This is a genomic window from Clostridium sp. UBA7791, assembly GCF_002480755.1.
Classification (GTDB): Bacteria; Bacillota; Clostridia; order Clostridiales; family Clostridiaceae; genus Clostridium_J; species Clostridium_J sulfidigenes.
Map to the genome: position 1 here is coordinate 776,107 of NZ_DLCT01000003.1, position 21,212 is coordinate 797,318.

Genomic DNA, 21,212 nt, shown 5'->3' on the forward strand with positions numbered 1-21,212 from the left:
TAGTCGCTTTTAATATTACTATTTTATTTTTTCTTAATTTGAAAATGACTAACCATAAGGTATGAAAGCAATGTCATAAATACCATTGGAATGATTGATGGGATGGGTCTTACCGTAGAAAAAATCTCAAGTACAGCTAGTAAACTACCAGCTATAGTTATAGGTATGCCAGTAAAAACATTATTAAAATCTGTACAATTATATCTAGCTAAACGAAAAGCTCCTGCCACAGGGAATAATACTAATAAAATTTTACCTAAAAGTCCAAAATTACTAAATCCATATAGGGAAAAGGCTAAAATTGATGGAGCTACGCCAAAGGAAACTAAGTCCGCTAGAGAATCAAGTTCTTTTCCCAGTTCACTATGAGTGTTTAAAAAACGTGCTACAGTACCATCGTATCTATCAAGGATTCCTCCTAATAAGATTAAAATTCCAGCTGTAGTAAAATCATTATTTATAGTAAATTGTATTGATAAAACTCCACAAATTAAGTTACCCAAAGTCATAGAATTTGGGATAATAGATTTATTCACACTATCACCTCTATTTTATTATATACATTTTGGTTACCATTGTAAAATATATATGCAGTGAAAGTAAAAATTAATTGTTAAATATAAAAAAGCATGAATAAATTTTAAAATTTGAAAAAAGGTTTTTAAAATGGTAATATGATATAGATTAAGGTAAATAAAGTATTATATATAATTATAAATAATATTCATGGGCATAATTAAGTTATATTGTTTATAAATAATATAGGAGGAAATTATGAAAAGAGTTAAATTTATTTATAATCCTTACTCGGGAGAAAATTCAATAATAAACAACATAGATAAGGTAATCAAAATTCATCAACAGTATGGATATACTATAGAACCTTTTAGAATTAGTCATGATTCTGATATTAGAGATGCGCTCATTGAAATAGATGAAAGCTATAAGTATATACTAATAGCAGGTGGAGATGGGACTATTGATTCAGTAATAAATAAGATGAAGCAAAATAACGTAGATATTCCTGTAGGCTTTTTACCAGTAGGTACAGCTAATGATTTTGCTAAATACTTAGGAGTGCCTAATGATATATCTGCTTCTTGTAAGCAAATTTTAGATGGGAAGGTCAAGCGTTTTGATCTTGGTAGAATAAATGATAAATACTTTGTAAATGTAGCTAGTGCAGGACTGTTTACAGATATATCTCAAAAAACTGATAATAGTCTTAAAAACACAATGGGAAAGCTGGCTTATTATGTAAAAGCTGCAGAAGAGGTTAAAAATCTAAAAAAAATAGATGTTAAGATTACTTCTCCAGTAGTAAATTTTGAAGGTAAAATATATACTATACTAGTATTTAATGGTCAAACAGCAGGAAATATTAAATTTGCAGATTACTCAGAAGCAGATGATGGATTATTAGATGTGGTTGTTATAAAAAAGGAAATTTTGAAAAATGCTTTTAATAATTTAATTATTATGATGAAAAAGGGTCAAGTTGCTGATATGGATGGAATACTTTATTTCAAATGTAAAGAGCTAACCATAGATTGTGATGAGAATATAGCTACAGATATTGATGGAGAAAAAGGCCCTGATTTTCCACTTAAAATCACCTGCGAACGTAGGTCTATTAAAATAATAGGATGCAAAGAGGAGTAATGTTTTCATAAAACATATAAAAAAGTAATATATATAAATATAATTATTATTTTGGAGTGTGGATATTGAATATTTATATATATTTGTTTTTAATTTTAGCCATGATATTTTTGAGTTATGAGTCTATAACCTCAAGCATAAGGTATTGCCCTGTTAAAATAAAAGAAGTACTTACCATATCTTTTATCCTAATTATATTAAGAATAGTTAGCTTACTAGTGCTTCTTCTAGCAGATAACATGAAAAGTGTATACTTAATGAAGAATTTAGTGTTTTTAAACATTATATATATTCCTATAATTATATATACTTGTTTATATGTGTTTTATAGAAATACAAGGATGGATATAAAATGGTTTTATGGAATTTTTATTATGGGCATAGTTATTTATTTGATATGTATGTTTAAAGTTCCTATGGAGTATTATATATCATTATCCTATGGATATAATGTTATTCTAAGTAATCTGTTACCATATAAAATATTATTGTGTATTAATGGATTATCGTTTTTTATGGGGATAAAAAGCTTTAGGTATAAGCATAGTGTAAAGTGGGGGGCAGCATTAATTGGTATAGCTTCTCTAGTATTTGTAGGAACCACTGCAGTAACATTACAAAGCAGTGAGAATATAGGTTATTTGTTGTTAGGTGATTTATCATGGATGATAGTACTTTATGGAAGCATTAGAACTTTTAAACAGAGAATAGTAAAAGGCATAAGATAGATATAAAATAAAAGGCTATTTGAGATTTATGTTTAATTAAAATCTTAAATAGCCTTTATCAGTTAGATGAATGATAATAAGTTATTTTCTATAAGAAGTTTTCTTAGCTCTTTTATTTGGGGTAGTATTTTTAGATGATTTTTTTAAATTAGTGTTCTTTACATTACTTTTTTCCTTATTATTAGGAGTTTGAGAAGACTTTCTTTTTATAATAGGATTAGTTGGAATTAGACAATTCTTACCGTTACCTATTAAATCTTCTCTATGACAACTAGTTAAAGCTGATTTAACTAGATTGTGATTTTCAGGGTTCCCAAATTGTAAAAGAGCTCTTTGCATATTTTTTTCCTTTTGACTTTTGGTTACATAAACTTTTTTATTAGTAAATGGATTTATACCAGTATAATATATGGTAGTTGATAAACTACCTGGTGTAGGATAAAAGTCTTGAACTTGTTCTGGCATATGTCCCATGGATTTTATATATTGTCCTAGCTCTATGGCAGCATTTAAATCACTACCAGGATGACTAGACATAAGATAGGGTACCACAAACTGTTTCTTTCCTAATTTTTTATTAATGGCATGATATTTTGTTATAAACCTTTCGTAAACATCTTTAGAAGGTTTACCCATTTCACAAAGTACCTTATCACTTATATGTTCAGGAGCTACTTTTAGCTGACCACTTATATGGTGTTCACATAGTTCATTAAAAAATTTTGGATTTTTATCGTATATTAGATAATCATATCTGATACCAGAACGAATAAAAACTTTTTTTACATTAGGTAAGGTTCTAACTTTTTTTAGAAGACTTAAATATTCAGTATGATCTACTATTAAGTTTTTACAAGGTGTAGGAAACATACACTGCCTATCCTTACAAACTCCATGTTCAATTTGTTTTTTACAAGCCCTCTGTCTAAAATTAGCTGTTGGACCACCAATATCATGTATATATCCTTTAAAATCTTTATCTTCAGTTAAAAGTTTAGCTTCCGATACTATAGAATCTTGACTCCTATTTTGAATAACTCTACCTTGATGGTAAGTTAGAGCACAAAAGGAACAACTTCCATAACAACCTCTATGACTAGTTATAGAAAACTTAACTTCTTTAAGAGCAGGTATACCACCAGCTTCTTCATAAATAGGATGATAAGTTCTAGTATAAGGTAAATTATAAACCCTATCCATTTCCCTAGTACTTAAAGGTTTTTGAGGTGGATTCTGAACTACAAATCTATCACCATAAGGCTCTACTAAGGGCTTACCCCATACGGAGTCTTGTTCTCTAGAAGAAAGAAAATAGCTGTTAGCATAAGCTTTTTTATCAGAAGTAATTTCGTCAAATGAAGGCAACAATATATAGTCTTTAATGTCATCTAATTTATTGGTCACGTAAGAAGTTCCTCTAACTGAACTAATATGATTAATTGGTTTTCCATATCTTAATAAATTGGCAATTTCAACTATAGGTTTTTCACCCATACCATATATTAAAAGATCGGCCTTGGAATCAAGAATTATACTTTTTCTAATTTTATCATCCCAATAGTCATAGTGGGCAAATCTTCTAAGACTAGCTTCTATACCACCAATAATTATAGGTGTATTTTTATATGCTTCTCTAGCTCTGTTTGAATACACTATAACAGCTCTATTTGGTCTATAACGACCCTTACCACCAGGAGAATAAAGATCATCATGTCTTTTCTTTTTAGCAACAGTATAGTGGTTTACCATAGAATCTATATTTCCGGAGTTTATAAGAAATCCATATTTAGGTTCACCAAGTTTTTTAAAGTCTTCACAAGAGTCCCAACTAGGTTGAGCTATAATTCCCACAGAAAAACCTTCGCTTTCTAAAAGCCTTCCAATTATCGCAGTTCCAAAGGATGGATGATCTATATATGCATCTCCAGTTATTATTATAAAATCAAGTTGAGAAATATGATTTTTTTTCATATCTTCTCTAGAAATAGGTAAAAATTGTGTATTACTTTTCATAGGTTTTCTTATATAAACTTACTTCGAGTAATTAAATTCTTAAAGAGAATACTAATGACAATAATAATTTCAATAATATCAGCAAGTTTATAATAAGATACCTCCTTTCTCGCACTAATTTGTACATTAAACTATATTATCATAATAAGAGACAAATATGAATAGGACTATCATAGGAAAATTTTATATAAAAGTTAGATTGACTTAGAATAAGATAGTAAATTGAATAAAAATAGAGAAAAGTCATGATATTAAATAAATATGAAGAAATTCAACCAAATTTGAATAATATAGTTACAAAATTAAAGATGTAGACTATAATAAGTAATATAAATATATTTAATTAGGTGGTGAGAAATTAATGGACGGTGGGCCTTTGTTGTGTAAGGACTGTGATGACATTTATAAATCGAATAGAAATAGAGGAGTACTGTTTATTAAGTTATAGACACTTATATACATATTCCTCTATTGAAGGAGGAATAACATGGATAGACTATCAGAATTTTATCTAAGTAGTATTTTAAACAGATGGGTTTATGATGAATTAAATTATTGTATAGGAAAGTTAGAAGATATTTATGTAACTACAGATTATGGATATCCAAGGGCTATTGGATACAAGATTAAAAATGGAAGAGAAATTGAAAACTTTGAATTTAGAAATATTGATGTGTATAAAGAAAATGGTAAATTCATTATAAAGGTTGTACAAGTTAAAGATATAATTCCAAGGAAATATTCATATCTTTTATCTCAACATTTATTAGATAAAGATATAGTAGATGTAAATGGTAAAAAAATAGTTAGAGTTGTTGATTTGAAAATGGTTAAAAGAAATGGCTATTTAACTGTGATTGGAGTAGAGTCGGGTACTTTAGCAATTGCTAGAAAAATGAAAATTGAGAATCCAATAAAGCATGTATATGCTCTATTTAATAAAGAGCCAAAAGAAAATTTAATAAGTTGGGAGAGCGTTCAATCTTTAGAGATGGTAGATTCTTCTTTAAAGCTAACAACTCCATACAATAAGTTAAGTAAGTTACATCCAGCAGATATTGCTAAAATTCTTGAAGATTTATCATTAGAAGACAGAGTTAAAGTAATAGATGGACTAGATATAGATTTAGCTTCAGATACCTTAGAAGAAGTTGACCATGATATGGTAAAGGATATTTTAAAAAATTTGAGTGAAGATAAGGCAAGGGAAATATTGGATATTATGCCCAATGATGAAATTGCTAATATGCTAGATGATATGGACGAAGAAACTACCAATCGTGTATTAGTGAATTTAGATGATGATGATGAAACTGAAATTAGAGATCTTATGAAATATGAGGATGAAGTAGTTGGTAATATAATGAATACTGATTTTATATCCTTTAATATAGATATAACTGTAAAAGAAACCATTAATATACTAAAAGAGCTTAGACCAGATGAAGAAATAGCTCATTATATATATATTGTTGACAAAGAAGAAAGGCTACAAGGAGCTGTTCCTCTAATTGATTTAGTGATATCTGATTCAGATGCTAAACTAAAGTCAATGATGAATACACAACCATTTAAAGTGGTGGACACAGATGAAATCGATGTTGCTATAGCTATAGCTGTAAAGTATGATTTATACTCTGTACCCGTTGTGGATGAAGAAGATAGGTTATGCGGGATTGCGGTTATGGGAGATATTATAGATGAAATTTTATCTCCAAGCTGGAAGCGAAGAATAAAAAGAATGTCATAGTACAATATAATATATCTTAAATAATTTTAATAGGCACTTGGATTAAGGATTTAATCTAAGTGCCTATTTTTGAAAATTTATAACTACATATTATAATGACTTACTTAGACTCATATATTTTATATATGGAGGTGAATGGTTTGAAAAAAAAGTTTATGGGAATAACTTTTCTATTACTAACAATATTGTTTATTGTTTGTTCTTTCATATTAATAAAGGTACAAATTATTATTAGAAATCATGAAAATTTTATATGTAAAGGAATTAGTATTAACAAAATAGATGTTTCATTATTAAGTAAAGAAGAAGCTATTTTTAAAGTAGATAAAGATATAACAGATATAAATTTAAATAGAAATGTAAAAGTTCAAATTGATGAAAAGAGTTATGAAATATCTTTTAGTGAACTAGGTGTTAGTGAGAATATAGAAGAGATTGTTGATATGGCATTACTTTGGGGAAAGGAAGGCAGTTTTATAGGTAAATATAAAAATATTAAGAAAGGTATAGACAGGGAGTTTTATACGGAAACAAGTCTAAAGGCTGATAGTTTTAACAAGTTTTTAAAGGTTATAGAAAAAGAACAAAATAAGTCACCGGTAAATGCAACAGTAGATCATGAATGGAGTGGATTTCTTATAACGCCTCACGAAATAGGTAGAAAGATAAATGGAGAAGCATTAAATAAAAGTATTATAGAAGCTATAAATAATAGTGTAGATGATGGTGATATTATCATAAATGCGGATTTTAATAAGGTGTTTCCTAAGATTATGGAAGATGACTTAAAAAGTATAAATACTAAGATAGCATCCTATACAACTAGTTTTATAAATTCTAGTTTTGGAAGGTGTAGGAATATTGAAATGGCAGCTAAGTATATAGATAATACTATAATTATGCCAGGAGATGAATTTAGTTTCAATAAGGTTGTAGGTGCAACCACCCCAGGAAAAGGTTTTGAGTATGCAAAGGTAATTAAAAACGGAGCCTTTATAGATGAAATTGGAGGAGGGGTATGTCAAGTTTCTTCAACTTTATATAATGCCGTACTAAAAAGTAATTTATATATAACGGAAAGGAAAAATCATAGTAAGATAATATCATATGTGCCCATGGGACAGGATGCCATGATAGCTTATGGAGCTTCAGATTTTAAGTTTAAAAATAATTATAGCTATCCTATTTTACTTGAAGTTATTGTCAAAAACAAAGAAATAACTTTTAATATATTTTCTAATGAAGAAGAACGGGACCCCCATTATGAAATAAGAAGTGAAATTGCAAAGGAAATAAAGCCTAAAAAAGAAATTATTTATGATTATAGCTTAGAAGAGGGCAAAATAGTGATAGAAAAAAATGGTGTAAATGGATATATAGTAAATACCTATAGAATTAGATATGAAAATGGTGAAATAGTAGAAAAGATTTTAGTTGGTGAAAGTATATATGCTAGTAAAAATACTGTTGTTAGAATAGGAAAAGATTAAAATTATTACCCAGATATAGGCATAGAATGTCTATATCTGGGTAAAATTTTTAAAAAATTCAAAAAATTAAAAGGTTTTTTTGGTGATGTTACCGAAATAGTAAGAATAAAATAAGGGACAAAATTGGGAGGATTAAAATGAAAAACAATGTAGAACTTATTGAAAATATTGTTACTAATATAGAAAAAGTTATAGTTGGAAAACAAAAGGAGATTTATGATATCATGAAAGGTATGATTTCAGGAGGTCATATTTTAATAGAAGATGTACCAGGAGTTGGAAAGACAACTTTGATAAAAGCCATAAAAGAAAGTTTGAGCTTAACATATAGTAGAATTCAATTTACACCTGACTTACTTCCATCAGATATTACTGGTATCTCAATTTACAATGCTGGTACAGGGAAGTTTACTTTTAATAAGGGACCTATATTTTCAAATATAGTGTTAGCAGATGAGATTAATAGAACATCACCAAAAACACAGTCTGCACTATTAGAAGTCATGGAAGAAATGCAAGTTTCAGAAGGAGGCATAACCTATGAGGTAGAGAAGCCATTTTTTATAATGGCTACAGAAAATCCTATCGAATATGAGGGAACTTTTTCTTTACCTGAGGCTCAACTGGATAGATTTATGATAAAAGTACATCTTGGTTATCCAAGCAAAATGGATGAAGCTTATATTTTAAATTTGTATAGACAAGAAAATCCATTAGATAAATTAATGCCAGTGGCTTCAAAAGAAGATATAATAAATATTCAAAAACAGGTTAAGGAGATAAAGGTTAATGATGAGATTAACAAGTATATAGTAAATATTATTGATGCCACAAGAAACCATAAAGAGATAGTATTAGGTGGAAGTACAAGAGCTTCATTAGCATTACTTAGGGTTGCACAGGCTACAGCCTTAATAAAGAATAGAAATTATGTAATACCAGAAGATGTTAAAGAAAATGTTAAGTTAGTTCTTTCTCATAGGATAATATTAACCAATGGCTCCATTGCAAGGGGAATAAAGGCTGAAAATGTTTTAGAAGAAATTTTAAATGTGGTAATAGCTCCAAAGGTGAGAGTATATGTTGAAGATTAAAAAGTCCTATTTTATATTAACTATTCTGTCTTATATATTTGCTCTGTTTTCAGGAGGGAATTTACCCTATTCTATTTTTTATTGCCTTCTCTTAGTGTTGATCATTACAAGTATATATATTTATTTTGTAAGTAAAAATTTAAATATTGATGTAGTTAGTGATAAAAAGGAAATAATTGCAGGTGAAAATAATAATATAATTATAAAGGTATACAATGATTCAATATTTCCAATATCATATATGGAAATTGAAAATTCTCTTTTAAAAAGAATTATGAATAAATATAGAGGAGATATTATTTCTATAAAAATAAATGGTAATAAATTTATAAAGAAAGATATAAAAATACCAATTAGAGGTGACTATAGGTTAGGTAGCACAACGAGTATAGTTAGTGATATATTTGGAGTTTTTACTTGGAAATGTTCCTATAGCCATAAAGAAACTATAAAGGTATATCCTAGCATATACACTTTGAAGAGCATTAAAATTAAAGGAGCTAATTTAAGAGAGTTTAATACTAAAACAATAATGCAGGAGCTAAACAAAGGACCAGAAAGCTTAGAAACTATCAAAAATATTAGAGAATATAGAATTGGAGATAGTTATAGAAGGGTAAACTGGAAGGTTACTGCAAAACATGGAAAATTATTTGTAAAGGAATATGAAAGTAGTGAAAGTCCTCGTATACATGTGTTTTTAGACTTAAGAAAAGATCCTCTTAGTATGGATAAAGATGGAGTAAGAGAGGAAGAACTTGTAGAGTTTTTCTTATCTCTAATAAAATATATGCAGGAGAAAAGCGCTAATTCACAAGCTATAATTATAGGAGAAAATACTGAAGTTTTTAATATTAGCAATAAAGAGCATTTAGAAGGATTAAAAACTCATATGGTAAGTAAGTACAGTGAGGGAAGAGGTAAGTTGCCTCTTTTTATGAAGAAGTTTATGTATAATGTGAATAAGAAAAGTGCTGTTGTCATAGTAACCTATGATATGAGTAAAGAAAATATAGATTACTTTATAAATTTATCTACAGAGGGATATGAGGTTACATTATTTTATTTAGATAAAATACCGAAGGTTAGTGATGATGCTATTTCACATATGTTAAATAAAGGTATAAATTGTTATAGCATAGAAGAAATAAGGTGATGCCATGAGAGTGATTGAAGAAAAAATATTAAAATCTTTTTTAGTTATTATAAATTTTACATTAGTAATAAAGCTTATAGTAGATTGTTTTAAAATAGAGGAACTAAATTTTGTATTTTTACTTCTACTATTTGCCATGGGTATACTAATTTACCTGTTTTTTTCTAAAGTACTTAATAGTATAAGGAAAAAAATAATCTTTTTTATTATTGTTTTTATTTTAATAGGGATAATTAGCTATAAAACTTCTGGAATATTTGTATTGAAGGAAATTGAAGTAATATCACTTAATTTAAAAAATATAAATAATGCAGCCCTCAAGGCTAAAAATATTAACTTTGAGGAGTTTATTCATATATTTTCAATAGGAATTCCTTTACTTATAGCTGTGCTTATATCTATAACTCAGAAATTCATATATACTCCTTTGTTTTTTTCAATAGGTGTTTTTGTGATTTTCTGGTACCAAATATTCTATAAAAATGTTATTCCTAACATTCCTTATTTTTTAGCAGCTGTTATTATAACATTAGGAACAGGAGAATATATTAAAAAATGCAGAGAATATAGAGGAAGAGAAGTTAAAATAGATATTAATATAACATATATGATTACGTTAATACTAATACTTGCTTTACTAATTCCTGGATTAGTATTTATGTTACCACAGGAATACAAAGGGAAAACTGTAGACAGTGTTACTACTTTTTTTAGAAATGAATTTGCAAGAAAAAAAGAAAAGGAAAAAAATCCTTCTTTAGAAGCTTTGAAGGGAAGCTTTTCAATGAAGCAAAGTGGGTATAGTGATTCATCTACAATTTTAGGAGGATCAATAGCATTAAATCATAGAGAGGTGTTTAAAGTAATATCAGATAAGCCTTTTTATTTAAGAGGAAAGGCTATGGATTATTATACAGGAAGATCATGGATAAAATCTGAAGATAAAGTAATGAGAAAGGTTGAGATTAATGAAGCTTCCAATATGCCCATGCATAAACTTATGCAACCAACAAAAGATGAAAGTTTTCAGACTGAAGAAAAAACATTAACTATAATTCCAGGAAAAAACTTTAAAACTACTTCTTATTTTACTCCTAATAATAGTAATAATATTATTAATGATAGTAAGGATTTGTTTGTAGATTTAATTCCTATATTTATGAGTGATGTAGAGATAAAAGAACCTTACAAGGTTAGTTATATATCTTATGGTGATTTTGATAATTATCTTGAAGGAATTCAAAATTCTATGTATAAAAAAACTCCATTGAATGAAATTTATATAATGCCTCAAAGGGAGTTTGGAGTTGATGATTATTCTTATAGAGAAAATTTAATGTCATCAATAGATACATCTAAAGGTATGGAGTATGTAAACAAAGAAAGTTCCTTTTTAAATAACTTTATGCTACATTACATGAATTATCTTCAGCTTGATGCTCCGATTAATGATGAAGTATATAAAATAGTTGATGATATATTAATTGGTGAAGCACAAGCAAAAGAAAAGACTGTGGAGGAACTAACAACTCACGAAAAAGCCTTAGCTATAAGAAGTTATTTGATGAAAAATTATAAGTATGTTACTAATGTTGGAGATAATGATGAATATAACGATTTTGTAAGTAATTTTATACTGTTAGATAAGAAAGGATATTGTACTTATTTTGCGTCTGCAACAGTAATGATGTGTAGAATTGCAGGTGTTCCAGCTAGATATGTAGAAGGATTTAAGATGTCAGATGATAAAGGAGAGGATGGTAGCTATAAGGTAACTAATGCTGACGCTCATGCATGGGCAGAAATACTTATAAACCCTTATAGAAATCAATGGGCCATAGTAGATTCGGCACCAACTCCCACAGAATACGAAGAATCTCAAGAAGAAATTGAATTAGAAAATACAGCAACAGAAAGTAATTCCAATAATGAATCTAATAATAATAAAATTAATAAAAATAAGCCAGGATTTAATGAAGAGGAAAGTGAAATAGGAGAAGATGATAAATTAAATAGATATATAGGAATATATGTAACTACAGGAGCATTAGCTGTAATGATAGCTATATTTGCTGGACTGTATCAGATTAATAAGATGAGAATAGTTAATAATAAAAGCATGATACCTTTATATAATTATTATTTAAAAAGACTAAGAACTCAAGGTATAGTAAAAAGTAAAAGTAGTGGAGATTTAGAATTTGTAGAGTCTATAAGGGATAGAGAACTACAAAATAGATTAAGAGATATTGTAAATTTGGTCTATGATGAATTTTATGGAGAAATATTATCAAGTACATTTGAAAAAAAAGAATATTTCATGTATATTGAGAATTATATTAAGGAAAGAGAAAAATGGTATAAATACATTATTAATAAGTATTTTGTATTTAATCTATGGAGGGACTAATGAAATATAAATTAATTTGTGTTGATATGGATGGCACATTATTAAATAGTAAAAAGAAAATATCTGAAAGAAATTTAAATGCAATCAATGAAGCTCATAATAAAGGAGTTAAATTTGTAGTTGCCACAGGAAGAATATTTGTGTCAGCCAATTATTATGGGGATATAATAGGGGTGAAAACTCCTATTATAGCTTCAAATGGAGCTTATATTAGAGAAAAAGATTTAGATAAAGCTATATATGAAGAGTATCTAAATAAAGAAGAATGTAGAGTCATTTTAAAATTATTAAAAAAGTATGATATTATGCCTCAATTTTATAGTACTGACACAATATATACAGAAGAGATAAAGCATTCAGCATTAATATATAGTAAAGCAAATGCAACCTTACCTAAAAATAGACAGGTAGCCATAAGAATTATAAATGAATGGGAAAAGTTATTTGAAGAAAATGGAAATCTGATTAAGGTTATGGTAGTACATGAGGATAAAGAGAGAGTTATAGCTGCAAAGGAAGAATTTTTAAATCTAAAAAGCTTTGAAGTAGTAAGTTCTATGGAGAGTAGCTTTGAGATTATGAAAAAGGGGACATCCAAGGGAGAAGCAGTAAAGAAAATATGCGAGTATTATGGAATTCATAGAGAGGAAGTAATTTGTATGGGAGACAACGAAAACGACATTTCTATGATTAAATTTGCTGGGGTAGGTGTAGCTATGGGAAATGCTGAAGAATTTGTAAAAAAACAAGCAGATTATGTGGCTCTTAGTAATGAAGATGATGGAGTTGCTCATGTCATTGAAGAGTTTATATTAAAATAGAATGTTAAACTAGAATGTTAAACAAAGTTTTTAAAGTTATAAACTTTACATAGAAATAGAAATGAAGTATTATATCTTTATCAAGCCTGAATAGGCTTATTTTTAGGAGGACGTAATAGTGAACTTAAACATAGTATTATTTCAACCAGAAATTCCTCAAAATACTGGGAATATAGGTAGAACTTGTGTACTTACTAACTGTAAGCTGCATTTAATAAAACCTTTAGGATTTAGCTTGGATGAAAAAGCAGTAAGAAGGGCTGGACTTGACTATTGGCCACAGTTAGAGTTAGAAATTCATGAAAGTTATGAAGCTTTAAGGGAAAAATATAAGAATGGAACATTTTATTTTTGTACTACTAAAGGAACTAAATATTATAATGAACCCAATTTTAAAGAAGGTGATTTTTTAGTATTTGGTAGAGAATCTAAAGGATTACCTGATTATATAAGAGAAGAAAATAAAGATAATCTTATAAAGGTGCCTATGGTAGATACTACAACTAGATCTCTTAACCTTTCCAACACAGTTGCTATAATTGCTTATGAGGGATTGAGACAAATCGGATTTAAAAATATGAAGTAGTGTATTAAAAAGGATATGATTTAAGGTTATATCCTTCCATATTATTATAAACAGAATAAAAATTTATAATTTAAATTATAATATACAAATAAATTTATTGTACATTGGGCGGTTCAAATATATTTTAATAACAATAAAGTACAGAAATTGATTTATAGAAAAAATAATAACCATATTTAAAAAGTTAAAAAAATATCAATGTATTTTTACGTTTATACGCATAGGCATTTGAATATATCATAAGTAAATTTATTTTAAAATTTTTTTGAAAATGAAAAAAATAGGTATATGAGTATGCTCTAGGGGTTGGTATTCAACGAATTTCTCCATATTAGTAGGGGATATATATGTAGGATATAATGATATATACAATTGACAGAATATTTTCATTAAAAAAACTTTATAGAAACTATAGAAAAATCAAATAACAAAACAATAAAAATATGTAGAATATTAGACAAATATATTATATACTGGTATTAAAGATAGCAAGTAAAGAAAATAATAATTTGGATGATATTTTCGGGAGAGGATCTATTAAATTAGGTAGCCGAAGAAGCAAGTATTTATTTTGCCAAATAAATATGAAACTCTCAGGCAAAAGGACCGAAAATGGACAAAACTCTGGAAAGCGTATATGCACCGAAGGAGCAAAACTCTCAGGTTAAAATACAGAGGCATAGGGCAAAATATATTAATATTTTGCGCTATGCTTTTTTATATGCACCTAATAGGAGGAATTTAAATGATAGAACCATTATTTATTGTAACTAACAATCCTATGTCAAAAGAAAAATTTGAAGAAAAGTTTAAAGTTGAGTTTATAGATGTGCCCCAGTTGGATATACTAAAAAAAGTAAGAAATTATATTCATAAAGGCAATAGAATACTTACTCATCCATTGATGGGAAGTGTAAAGCCCAATGAAACTCCTTACAGAACTGTTTGTGTTTCAACGGAGGTTGTCAATGGAGTTGATTTGCAGTCTTTAGAAATTATAGAAAATGCTATAGGTACAACAGAAAAATTTTTAAGAGATTTTAACACTCCAAAATGGAGTGAAAAAATATTAACAGATTTTCAAGTAATAGATTCAGACTTAATAGATCATGCTATTAACTAAGGGAGGTATATTGATATGTCACAAATTTATGACACTATAATAATTGGAGGAGGACCTGCAGGATTATCAGCAGGACTATATGCTTCAAGATCACGAATGAAAACGTTAATCATTGAGAGGGCGAAATATGGTGGTCAGGCAACAACAACTGACGAACTAGAGAATTATCCAGGTTCAATTGAAGAGTGTACTGGAACAACATTAAGTCAAAGAATGAGACAACAAGCAGAAGATTTTGGTACTGAGTTTGTTAAAGACGAAGTAGTTGAAACTGTTTTAGAAGGTGATATTAAAGTTATTAAATGTAGAAAAGGTGAATATCAAGCTAAAACAATAATAATTGCAACTGGAGCGACTCCAAGACTTGGTGGATTTAAAAATGAGATAGAGTTAAGAGGTAGAGGAGTTTCTTATTGTGCTACATGTGATGCAGATTTCTTTACTGATCTTGATATTGCTGTAATTGGCGGTGGTGACTCAGCTATTACTGAAGCTATATATCTTGCTAAATTTGGTGAAACTGTTACTGTAATTCATAGAAGAGATTCATTAAGAGCAGCTAAATCACTACAAGAAAAAGCTTTTGCAAATCCTAAAATCAAATTTATTTGGGACTCTGTTGTAGAAGAAGCTAACGGAGATGAAATTCTAGAAAGCTTAACTATAAAAAATAGAAAAACTGGTGAAGTTAGTACTTTAGAAGTTAATGGTTGCTTTGTATTTGTTGGATATTTACCAATTTCAGAACTGTTTAAAGGTAAAGTAAACATGACTGAAAGAGGAGATATAATAACTGATGAAGAAATGAGAACTAACATACCAGGAGTATTTGCAGCTGGAGATGTTAGAGAAAAATCATTAAGACAAGTTATTACAGCGGCAGCAGATGGAGCTATTGCGGCTACTAATGCAGAGCATTATATAGAAAATTTACATTAGAATATAATTTATTTACTTTAGGTAAATTATATATTAATAAATATTTATAATATGAAAGGTAGGTAAAATAAAATGATAGAATTAAACAAAGATAATTTTGAGTCAGAAGTTTTAAACAGTGATAAACCAGTTTTCGTAGATTTTTGGGGAGATAAATGTGAAATATGTATAGCTTTAATGCCAGGTGTTCATGATTTAGAACCTAAGTATGAAGATAAAATAAAATTTGCTAGCTTAAACATAGGTGGAGCAAGAAGAGTTGCTATAGGACAAAAAGTTCTAGGACTTCCAACTATGAAAATTTACAATGGTGGAGCTTGTGTAGCTACAATAACTCCAGATAAAATTGCTACACTAGATGATATCGAAGGATTCATTAAAGAATACTACGAAACATTATAATTTCAATTTTCAAGGTTTAAAAGGTTATTAGATGAGGAGGATTACCTCCCATCTTCTAATAAATAAAAAGTGACCTATATATTTTTAGGAGGTGAAGGTTTTGCGTCTAGAGATTGGAAAGATATTTATTAAGGATCTTCAATTTGGACCAGAAACAAAAGTTGAGAACGGAGTTCTTTATGTAAACAAAGAGGAGTTATTAAACGAGGTATCTGGTGACGAAAGAATTGCAAGTATCGATTTTGATATTGCAAGACCAGGTGAGGAAGTTAGAATAATACCTGTAAAAGACGTAGTTGAACCAAGAGTTAAAGTAGAAGGAAATGGTGGAATATTTCCAGGTTTTATTAGTAAGGTAGATACAGTAGGTTCTGGAAGAACACATGTTTTAAAAGGAGCTGCAGTTGTAACTACTGGTAAAATAGTTGGGTTCCAAGAAGGTATAGTTGATATGAGTGGAGAAGGTGCTAAATATACACCGTTCTCAAAAACAAATAACCTTGTGATTATATGTGAACCAAAAGAAGGAATTTTACAACATGATCATGAAGAAGCAGTAAGAACTATAGGATTTAAAGCAGCTACATACCTTGGAAAAGCAGGTAAGAATGTGGAACCTGATGAAGTGAAAACTTATGAGACACTACCACTTCTACAACAAGTTCAACAATATCCAGAGTTACCTAAGGTAGTATATGTATATATGCTTCAAACACAAGGATTATTACATGATACTTATGTATATGGTGTAGATGCTAAGAAAATAATTCCTACATTTATTTATCCAACAGAAGTATTTGACGGAGCTATCGTAAGTGGAAACTGTGTATCTGCTTGTGATAAGAACCCTTCTTATGTTCATATGAATCATCCAATAATAGAAGATTTATATGAGAGACATGGCAAGGACTTTAACTTCTTAGGTTGCGTTATAACAAATGAAAACGTATATCTAGCTGATAAAGAGAGATCATCAAATATGGTTGCTAAGTTAGTAGAATTCTTAGGAGCAGATGCTGCTATAATTTCTGAAGAAGGATTTGGAAATCCAGATGCGGACTTAGTTATGAACTGTAATAAGGTTACAGCTAAAGGCGTTAAAACTGTTCTAGTTACAGATGAGTATGCTGGTCAAGATGGTATGTCTCAATCATTAGCAGACTCAACTCCAAAGGGTGATGCTGTAGTAACTGGAGGTAATGCTAACGAAGTTGTTATTTTACCACCTATGAAAAGAGTAATTGGTCATGTAGATGCTGCAAATACTATTGCTGGTGGACACATGGGAAGCTTAAGAGAAGATGGATCAATTGAAGCTGAAATCCAAGTTATTACTGGAGCAACTAGCGAAGTAGGATTTAACTACTTAACAGCAAAAGGATATTAATTTTAAAATATAACTAAAAAGTTTAGTTTAATGATTATGAGTACATTGAAAAGGAGATAGATACTATGTTACAAGGAAAAAAAGCTATCTGTATAGGAGATAGAGACGGAATACCAGGACCAGCTATAGAGGCTTGTGTTAAATCAGCAGGAGCAGAAGTTGTTTTTGCATCAACAGAGTGCTTTGTCTGAACAGCTGCAGGTGCAATGGATCTGGAGATCCAACAAAGAGTTAAAGATTTAACTGAAAAATATGGTGCAGAGAACATGGTGGTAGTAATCGGAGGAGCAGAAGCGGAAGCATCTGGATTATCTGCTGAAACAGTTGCTGCTGGAGACCCAACATTTGCAGGTCCTTTAGCAGGAGTTGATCTTGGATTATCTGTTTTCCACGTTGTAGAGCCAGAAATGAAAGCAGAATGTGATGAAGCTATTTATGACGAACAATGCGGAATGATGGAAATGGTTCTTGATGTTGATGCTATTATAGAAGAAGTTAAAAATGTAAGAGACCAATTCTGTAAATATCTTTAATAAATAATTTTAATAGAAAATGTTAAATTAATTGACCTAAGAAATAGAATTTCTAGAGGGCAAGTCCCATGAAAGGGGGAACACCTATGTTAAAAGTTGTTCATTATATAAACCAATTCTACGCAGGAATAGGCGGAGAAGAAAAAGCTGATATTAAACCTGAGGTTCGTGAAGGGTTTGTAGGACCTGGACTTGGATTAAATGGGTTATTAAAGAAAGAAGACGTTGAGATAGTTGCTACAGTTATTTGTGGAGATTCTTATTATGCTGAGAATACAAAAGAAGCACAAGCTGAAATTATCGAAATGGTAAAAAAATATAATCCAGATTTATTTATAGCTGGACCTGCATTTAACGCTGGAAGATATGGTGTTGCATGTGGAGATGTATGTAAGGCAGTTAAAGAAGAGTTGAATATACCTGTATTATCTGGAATGTACATTGAAAATCCAGGTGCAGACATGTATAAAAAAGATTTATATCTTATCTCTACAAGAAATAGTGCTGTAGGTATGAGAGATGCATTACCTAAAATGGCTAAATTAGCTATTAAATTAGCTAAGGGAGAAGAAGTAGGTTCTCCAGTAGAAGAGAACTACATTGAAAGAGGAATAAGAAAGAACTATTTTGCAACTGAAAGAGGATCTAAGAGAGCAGTTGACATGCTTGTTAAAAAATTAAAAGGTGAAGAATTCGTTACAGAATTTAAAATGCCTGACTTTGATAGAGTTGATCCAATGCCAGCAATAAAAGATATAACTAAAGCTAAAATTGCTATAGTTACATCTGGTGGTATAGTTCCAAAAGGAAACCCAGATCACATAGAGTCATCTTCAGCTTCTAAAATTGGTAAATATGATATAGAAGGAATTAATGATTTAACTGGAGAAACTTTTGAAACAGCACACGGTGGTCATGATCCAGTGTATGCTAATGAAGATCCAGATAGAGTTATCCCAGTAGATGTTCTAAGAGATCTTGAAAAAGAAGGGAAAATAGGAGCATTACACAGATACTTCTATTCTACAGTTGGAAATGGTACAGCTGTTGCATCTTCTAAAAAATATGGTGAGTTTGCAGCTAAAGAATTAATAGCTGACGGCGTAGATGCAGTTGTATTAACTTCTACGTGAGGAACTTGTACACGTTGCGGTGCAACGCTTGTTAAAGAAATAGAAAGAGCTGGACTTCCAGTAGTTCACATGTGTACTATTACTCCAGTATCTTTAACTGTTGGAGCTAATAGAATAATTCCTACAGTAGCTATTCCTCATCCACTTGGAAATCCAAACTTAACAAAAGAGGATGAATATACATTAAGAAGAAAACTTGTTGAAAAGGCTTTAAAAGCTCTTGAAACAGAAGTTGATGGACAAAAAATATTTGAATAATTAAAATTAATGATTTAGTAATTAGGGGGATTACCCCTAATTACTAAATATATTAATAAGAAGATGTCTAGTTTGCACAATGTACAATGAATAGTTTGTACCTATTTATTATAGATTGTGCAAATTACAAAATAAATTATTATAAACGCACATTATTAAGGGAGGTTGAATTAAAAATGAATTTTCCAGTTATAAAGAAAGCATCTTATATTTTAGTGAATACTCCAGATATGGTAATACATAATGGAACTACACAAACATTAGAAAAACAAACAAATCCAGATTCAGAATATTTAAAGGCTATAAAAAATAATTTAAGAAGTTTTGAGGATGTTGTAGCTTATGCACCAAATCAAACTTATATAGGAAACATTACACCAGAAGAGTTAGGCGAAATGCCAAGACCATGGGTTGGAAAGAATGTAGAAAATGCTAATAGATTTGGTAAATACGGCGAAATAATGCCACAAGATGAATTCTATGGATTAATGAAGATATCTGATGTATTTGACTTAGTTTTATTAGAAGAGTCTTTTGTTGAGACTATAAAAGAAAAATTAGCTAATCATCCATTACTAAAAGAAAAAGCAGGAAAAATTACTGGGGATAAAATGGCTAAAATTGAAGAGTTAGTTAATAATGCTGGAGCAGAAGGATTATATGTAGATGGAAACCTTGTTGGTTGTGTAAGAAGAGCACATGAGTTTGATCCAAACCTTTCAGCTCACTATATGCTTGAAAATTTAGCAGTTAAATCATCAGGAGTACTTGCTGGAATGCATCTAGTTGACAATTTAGATATTCCTGTAGAAGAAATAGGTTATATAATAGAATGTTCAGAAGAAGCAATAGGAGATATGAACCAAAGAGGCGGCGGAAACGTAGCTAAATCTATAGGTGAAGTTGTAGGTCTTTCTGGAGCTACTGGTTCAGATATGAGAGGATTCTGTGCAGGACCTACTCATGCATTAATAAATGCAGCGTCACTTGTTAAGAGTGGAATATTTAAAAATGTATTAGTAATTGCAGGTGGAGCTACTGCGAAGCTTGGAATGAATGGTAAGGATCACATAAAAAAAGAATTACCAGTACTTGAAGATTGTTTAGGAGGATTTGCTATTCTTGTTTCAGAAAATGATGGAGTAAGTCCAAGTTTAAGAACTGACATAATTGGAAAACATACAATTGGCCATGGTGCTTCTCCACAAGCTGTACTTGAAGCATTAGTACTTGATCCATTAACAGCAGCTGGATTAAAAGTAACAGATGTAGATAAGTATGCACCAGAAATGCAAACTCCAGATATAACTGAACCTGCAGGAGCTGGAGATGTTCCAACTCAAAACTATAAAATGATTGGTGCTTTAGCTGTTAAGAAGGGTCAATTAGATAGAAAAGAATTACCAGGATTTATAAAAGAACATGGATATCAAGGTTACGCTCCAACTCAAGGACATATACCATCTGGAGTGCCAATAGTGGGACATGGAATAGATCACATAAAAGATGGCATTTTAAATAACTTTATGATCGTAGGAAAAGGAAGTTTATTCTTAGGAAGAATGACTAACTTATTTGATGGAGTTTCTATACTAGTTGAAAAGAATACTGGAAAACTAGACAATGAGTCAGGTGTTAGTAAAGAAGAAGTTAAATCAATGGTAGCAGATGCCATGAAGGATTTTGCAAGCTTTTTAATGAACTCTGATAAATAGAGCCTTAAAACT

The 21,212-nt window shown here is 29.7% G+C and carries 18 protein-coding genes and 2 riboswitches; of the genes, 16 read left to right on the plus strand and 2 right to left on the minus strand.

Annotated elements, in window-relative coordinates; genetic code table 11:
* Positions 1-23 precede the first annotated feature (23 nt).
* On the minus strand, positions 24-536 hold the full coding sequence (gene pssA / locus B3Z56_RS05295) for a CDP-diacylglycerol--serine O-phosphatidyltransferase (RefSeq protein ID WP_035132430.1): 513 nt from the start codon (positions 534-536) through the stop codon (positions 24-26).
* Positions 537-774: 238 nt separating this feature from the next.
* Here pssA and B3Z56_RS05300 point away from each other — a divergent pair, with 238 nt between their 5' ends.
* Together B3Z56_RS05300 and B3Z56_RS05305 are read left to right on the plus strand one after the other, a co-directional pair.
* Positions 775-1,662 (plus strand): YegS/Rv2252/BmrU family lipid kinase, encoded by an 888-nt coding sequence (locus tag B3Z56_RS05300; RefSeq protein ID WP_346848965.1) that lies wholly within the window; start codon positions 775-777, stop codon positions 1,660-1,662.
* A gap of 374 nt (positions 1,663-2,036) precedes the next feature.
* Entirely contained in the window at positions 2,037-2,390 is a 354-nt protein-coding gene (locus B3Z56_RS05305; RefSeq protein ID WP_346878387.1) for a hypothetical protein, read from the plus strand.
* Positions 2,391-2,471: 81 nt separating this feature from the next.
* Here the strand turns inward: B3Z56_RS05305 and B3Z56_RS05310 are convergent, their stop codons facing one another.
* Positions 2,472-4,403 (minus strand): YgiQ family radical SAM protein, encoded by a 1,932-nt coding sequence (locus tag B3Z56_RS05310; protein ID WP_346878388.1) that lies wholly within the window; start codon positions 4,401-4,403, stop codon positions 2,472-2,474.
* A 487-nt stretch (positions 4,404-4,890) separates the two neighbouring features.
* Here B3Z56_RS05310 and B3Z56_RS05315 point away from each other — a divergent pair, with 487 nt between their 5' ends.
* From B3Z56_RS05315 to grdC, 14 genes are all read left to right on the plus strand, one after another.
* Positions 4,891-6,153 carry a magnesium transporter MgtE N-terminal domain-containing protein gene (locus B3Z56_RS05315; RefSeq protein WP_346848968.1) on the plus strand — a complete coding sequence of 421 codons (1,263 nt, stop codon included), beginning with the start codon at positions 4,891-4,893 and terminating at the stop codon, positions 6,151-6,153.
* A gap of 140 nt (positions 6,154-6,293) precedes the next feature.
* Positions 6,294-7,643 (plus strand): VanW family protein, encoded by a 1,350-nt coding sequence (locus tag B3Z56_RS05320; protein ID WP_346877838.1) that lies wholly within the window; start codon positions 6,294-6,296, stop codon positions 7,641-7,643.
* Positions 7,644-7,780: 137 nt separating this feature from the next.
* Positions 7,781-8,737, plus strand: a complete 957-nt coding sequence (locus tag B3Z56_RS05325) for an AAA family ATPase (RefSeq protein ID WP_035132421.1) — start codon at positions 7,781-7,783, stop codon at positions 8,735-8,737.
* 94 nt (positions 8,738-8,831) lie between these two features.
* On the plus strand, positions 8,832-9,893 hold the full coding sequence (locus B3Z56_RS05330) for a DUF58 domain-containing protein (RefSeq protein WP_346848970.1): 1,062 nt from the start codon (positions 8,832-8,834) through the stop codon (positions 9,891-9,893).
* Between the two features lie 10 nt (positions 9,894-9,903).
* Positions 9,904-12,303: a transglutaminase-like domain-containing protein gene (locus B3Z56_RS05335; protein ID WP_346878389.1), complete on the plus strand. Its 2,400-nt coding sequence runs from the start codon at positions 9,904-9,906 to the stop codon at positions 12,301-12,303.
* The gene (locus B3Z56_RS05340) at positions 12,303-13,124 is read left to right on the plus strand and encodes a Cof-type HAD-IIB family hydrolase (protein WP_346848972.1); all 822 of its coding nucleotides are present in this window, start codon (positions 12,303-12,305) and stop codon (positions 13,122-13,124) included. The genes B3Z56_RS05335 and B3Z56_RS05340 overlap by 1 nt, the downstream gene beginning before the upstream one ends.
* A gap of 118 nt (positions 13,125-13,242) precedes the next feature.
* Positions 13,243-13,710 carry a tRNA (cytidine(34)-2'-O)-methyltransferase gene (locus tag B3Z56_RS05345; RefSeq protein ID WP_035132416.1) on the plus strand — a complete coding sequence of 156 codons (468 nt, stop codon included), beginning with the start codon at positions 13,243-13,245 and terminating at the stop codon, positions 13,708-13,710.
* Positions 13,711-14,223: 513 nt separating this feature from the next.
* A riboswitch (glycine riboswitch) is annotated at positions 14,224-14,329 on the plus strand.
* Positions 14,330-14,332: 3 nt separating this feature from the next.
* Positions 14,333-14,387: riboswitch (glycine riboswitch) on the plus strand.
* 68 nt (positions 14,388-14,455) lie between these two features.
* Entirely contained in the window at positions 14,456-14,833 is a 378-nt protein-coding gene (locus B3Z56_RS05350; RefSeq protein WP_035132414.1) for a GrdX family protein, read from the plus strand.
* Positions 14,834-14,848: 15 nt separating this feature from the next.
* Positions 14,849-15,772: a thioredoxin-disulfide reductase gene (trxB, locus tag B3Z56_RS05355; RefSeq protein ID WP_346848973.1), complete on the plus strand. Its 924-nt coding sequence runs from the start codon at positions 14,849-14,851 to the stop codon at positions 15,770-15,772.
* Between the two features lie 72 nt (positions 15,773-15,844).
* Positions 15,845-16,174 carry a thioredoxin family protein gene (locus B3Z56_RS05360; protein ID WP_035132410.1) on the plus strand — a complete coding sequence of 110 codons (330 nt, stop codon included), beginning with the start codon at positions 15,845-15,847 and terminating at the stop codon, positions 16,172-16,174.
* A 100-nt stretch (positions 16,175-16,274) separates the two neighbouring features.
* Positions 16,275-17,561, plus strand: coding sequence for a glycine/sarcosine/betaine reductase component B subunit (locus B3Z56_RS05365; protein ID WP_346848974.1), 1,287 nt, complete (start codon positions 16,275-16,277; stop codon positions 17,559-17,561).
* A 65-nt stretch (positions 17,562-17,626) separates the two neighbouring features.
* Positions 17,627-18,094 (plus strand): glycine/sarcosine/betaine reductase complex selenoprotein A, encoded by a 468-nt coding sequence (gene grdA / locus B3Z56_RS05370; RefSeq protein ID WP_343826952.1) that lies wholly within the window; start codon positions 17,627-17,629, stop codon positions 18,092-18,094.
* An 86-nt stretch (positions 18,095-18,180) separates the two neighbouring features.
* Positions 18,181-19,485, plus strand: coding sequence for a glycine reductase complex selenoprotein B (grdB, locus tag B3Z56_RS05375; protein ID WP_346848975.1), 1,305 nt, complete (start codon positions 18,181-18,183; stop codon positions 19,483-19,485).
* A gap of 176 nt (positions 19,486-19,661) precedes the next feature.
* Positions 19,662-21,200 (plus strand): glycine/sarcosine/betaine reductase complex component C subunit beta, encoded by a 1,539-nt coding sequence (gene grdC, locus B3Z56_RS05380; RefSeq protein ID WP_346878390.1) that lies wholly within the window; start codon positions 19,662-19,664, stop codon positions 21,198-21,200.
* Positions 21,201-21,212 lie beyond the last annotated feature (12 nt).

What these genes read in the sequence shown, in the direction of transcription:
- B3Z56_RS05300 (WP_346848965.1), top strand. Translation starts at nt 775, where the DNA reads ATGAAAAGAGTTAAATTTATTTATAATCCTTACTCGGGAGAAAATTCA.
- B3Z56_RS05305 (WP_346878387.1), top strand. Translation starts at nt 2,037, where the DNA reads ATGGGCATAGTTATTTATTTGATATGTATGTTTAAAGTTCCTATGGAG.
- B3Z56_RS05310 (WP_346878388.1), bottom strand. Translation starts at nt 4,403, where the DNA reads ATGAAAAGTAATACACAATTTTTACCTATTTCTAGAGAAGATATGAAA.
- B3Z56_RS05315 (WP_346848968.1), top strand. Translation starts at nt 4,891, where the DNA reads ATGGATAGACTATCAGAATTTTATCTAAGTAGTATTTTAAACAGATGG.
- B3Z56_RS05325 (WP_035132421.1), top strand. Translation starts at nt 7,781, where the DNA reads ATGAAAAACAATGTAGAACTTATTGAAAATATTGTTACTAATATAGAA.
- B3Z56_RS05340 (WP_346848972.1), top strand. Translation starts at nt 12,303, where the DNA reads ATGAAATATAAATTAATTTGTGTTGATATGGATGGCACATTATTAAAT.
- B3Z56_RS05350 (WP_035132414.1), top strand. Translation starts at nt 14,456, where the DNA reads ATGATAGAACCATTATTTATTGTAACTAACAATCCTATGTCAAAAGAA.
- trxB (WP_346848973.1), top strand. Translation starts at nt 14,849, where the DNA reads ATGTCACAAATTTATGACACTATAATAATTGGAGGAGGACCTGCAGGA.
- B3Z56_RS05360 (WP_035132410.1), top strand. Translation starts at nt 15,845, where the DNA reads ATGATAGAATTAAACAAAGATAATTTTGAGTCAGAAGTTTTAAACAGT.
- grdC (WP_346878390.1), top strand. Translation starts at nt 19,662, where the DNA reads ATGAATTTTCCAGTTATAAAGAAAGCATCTTATATTTTAGTGAATACT.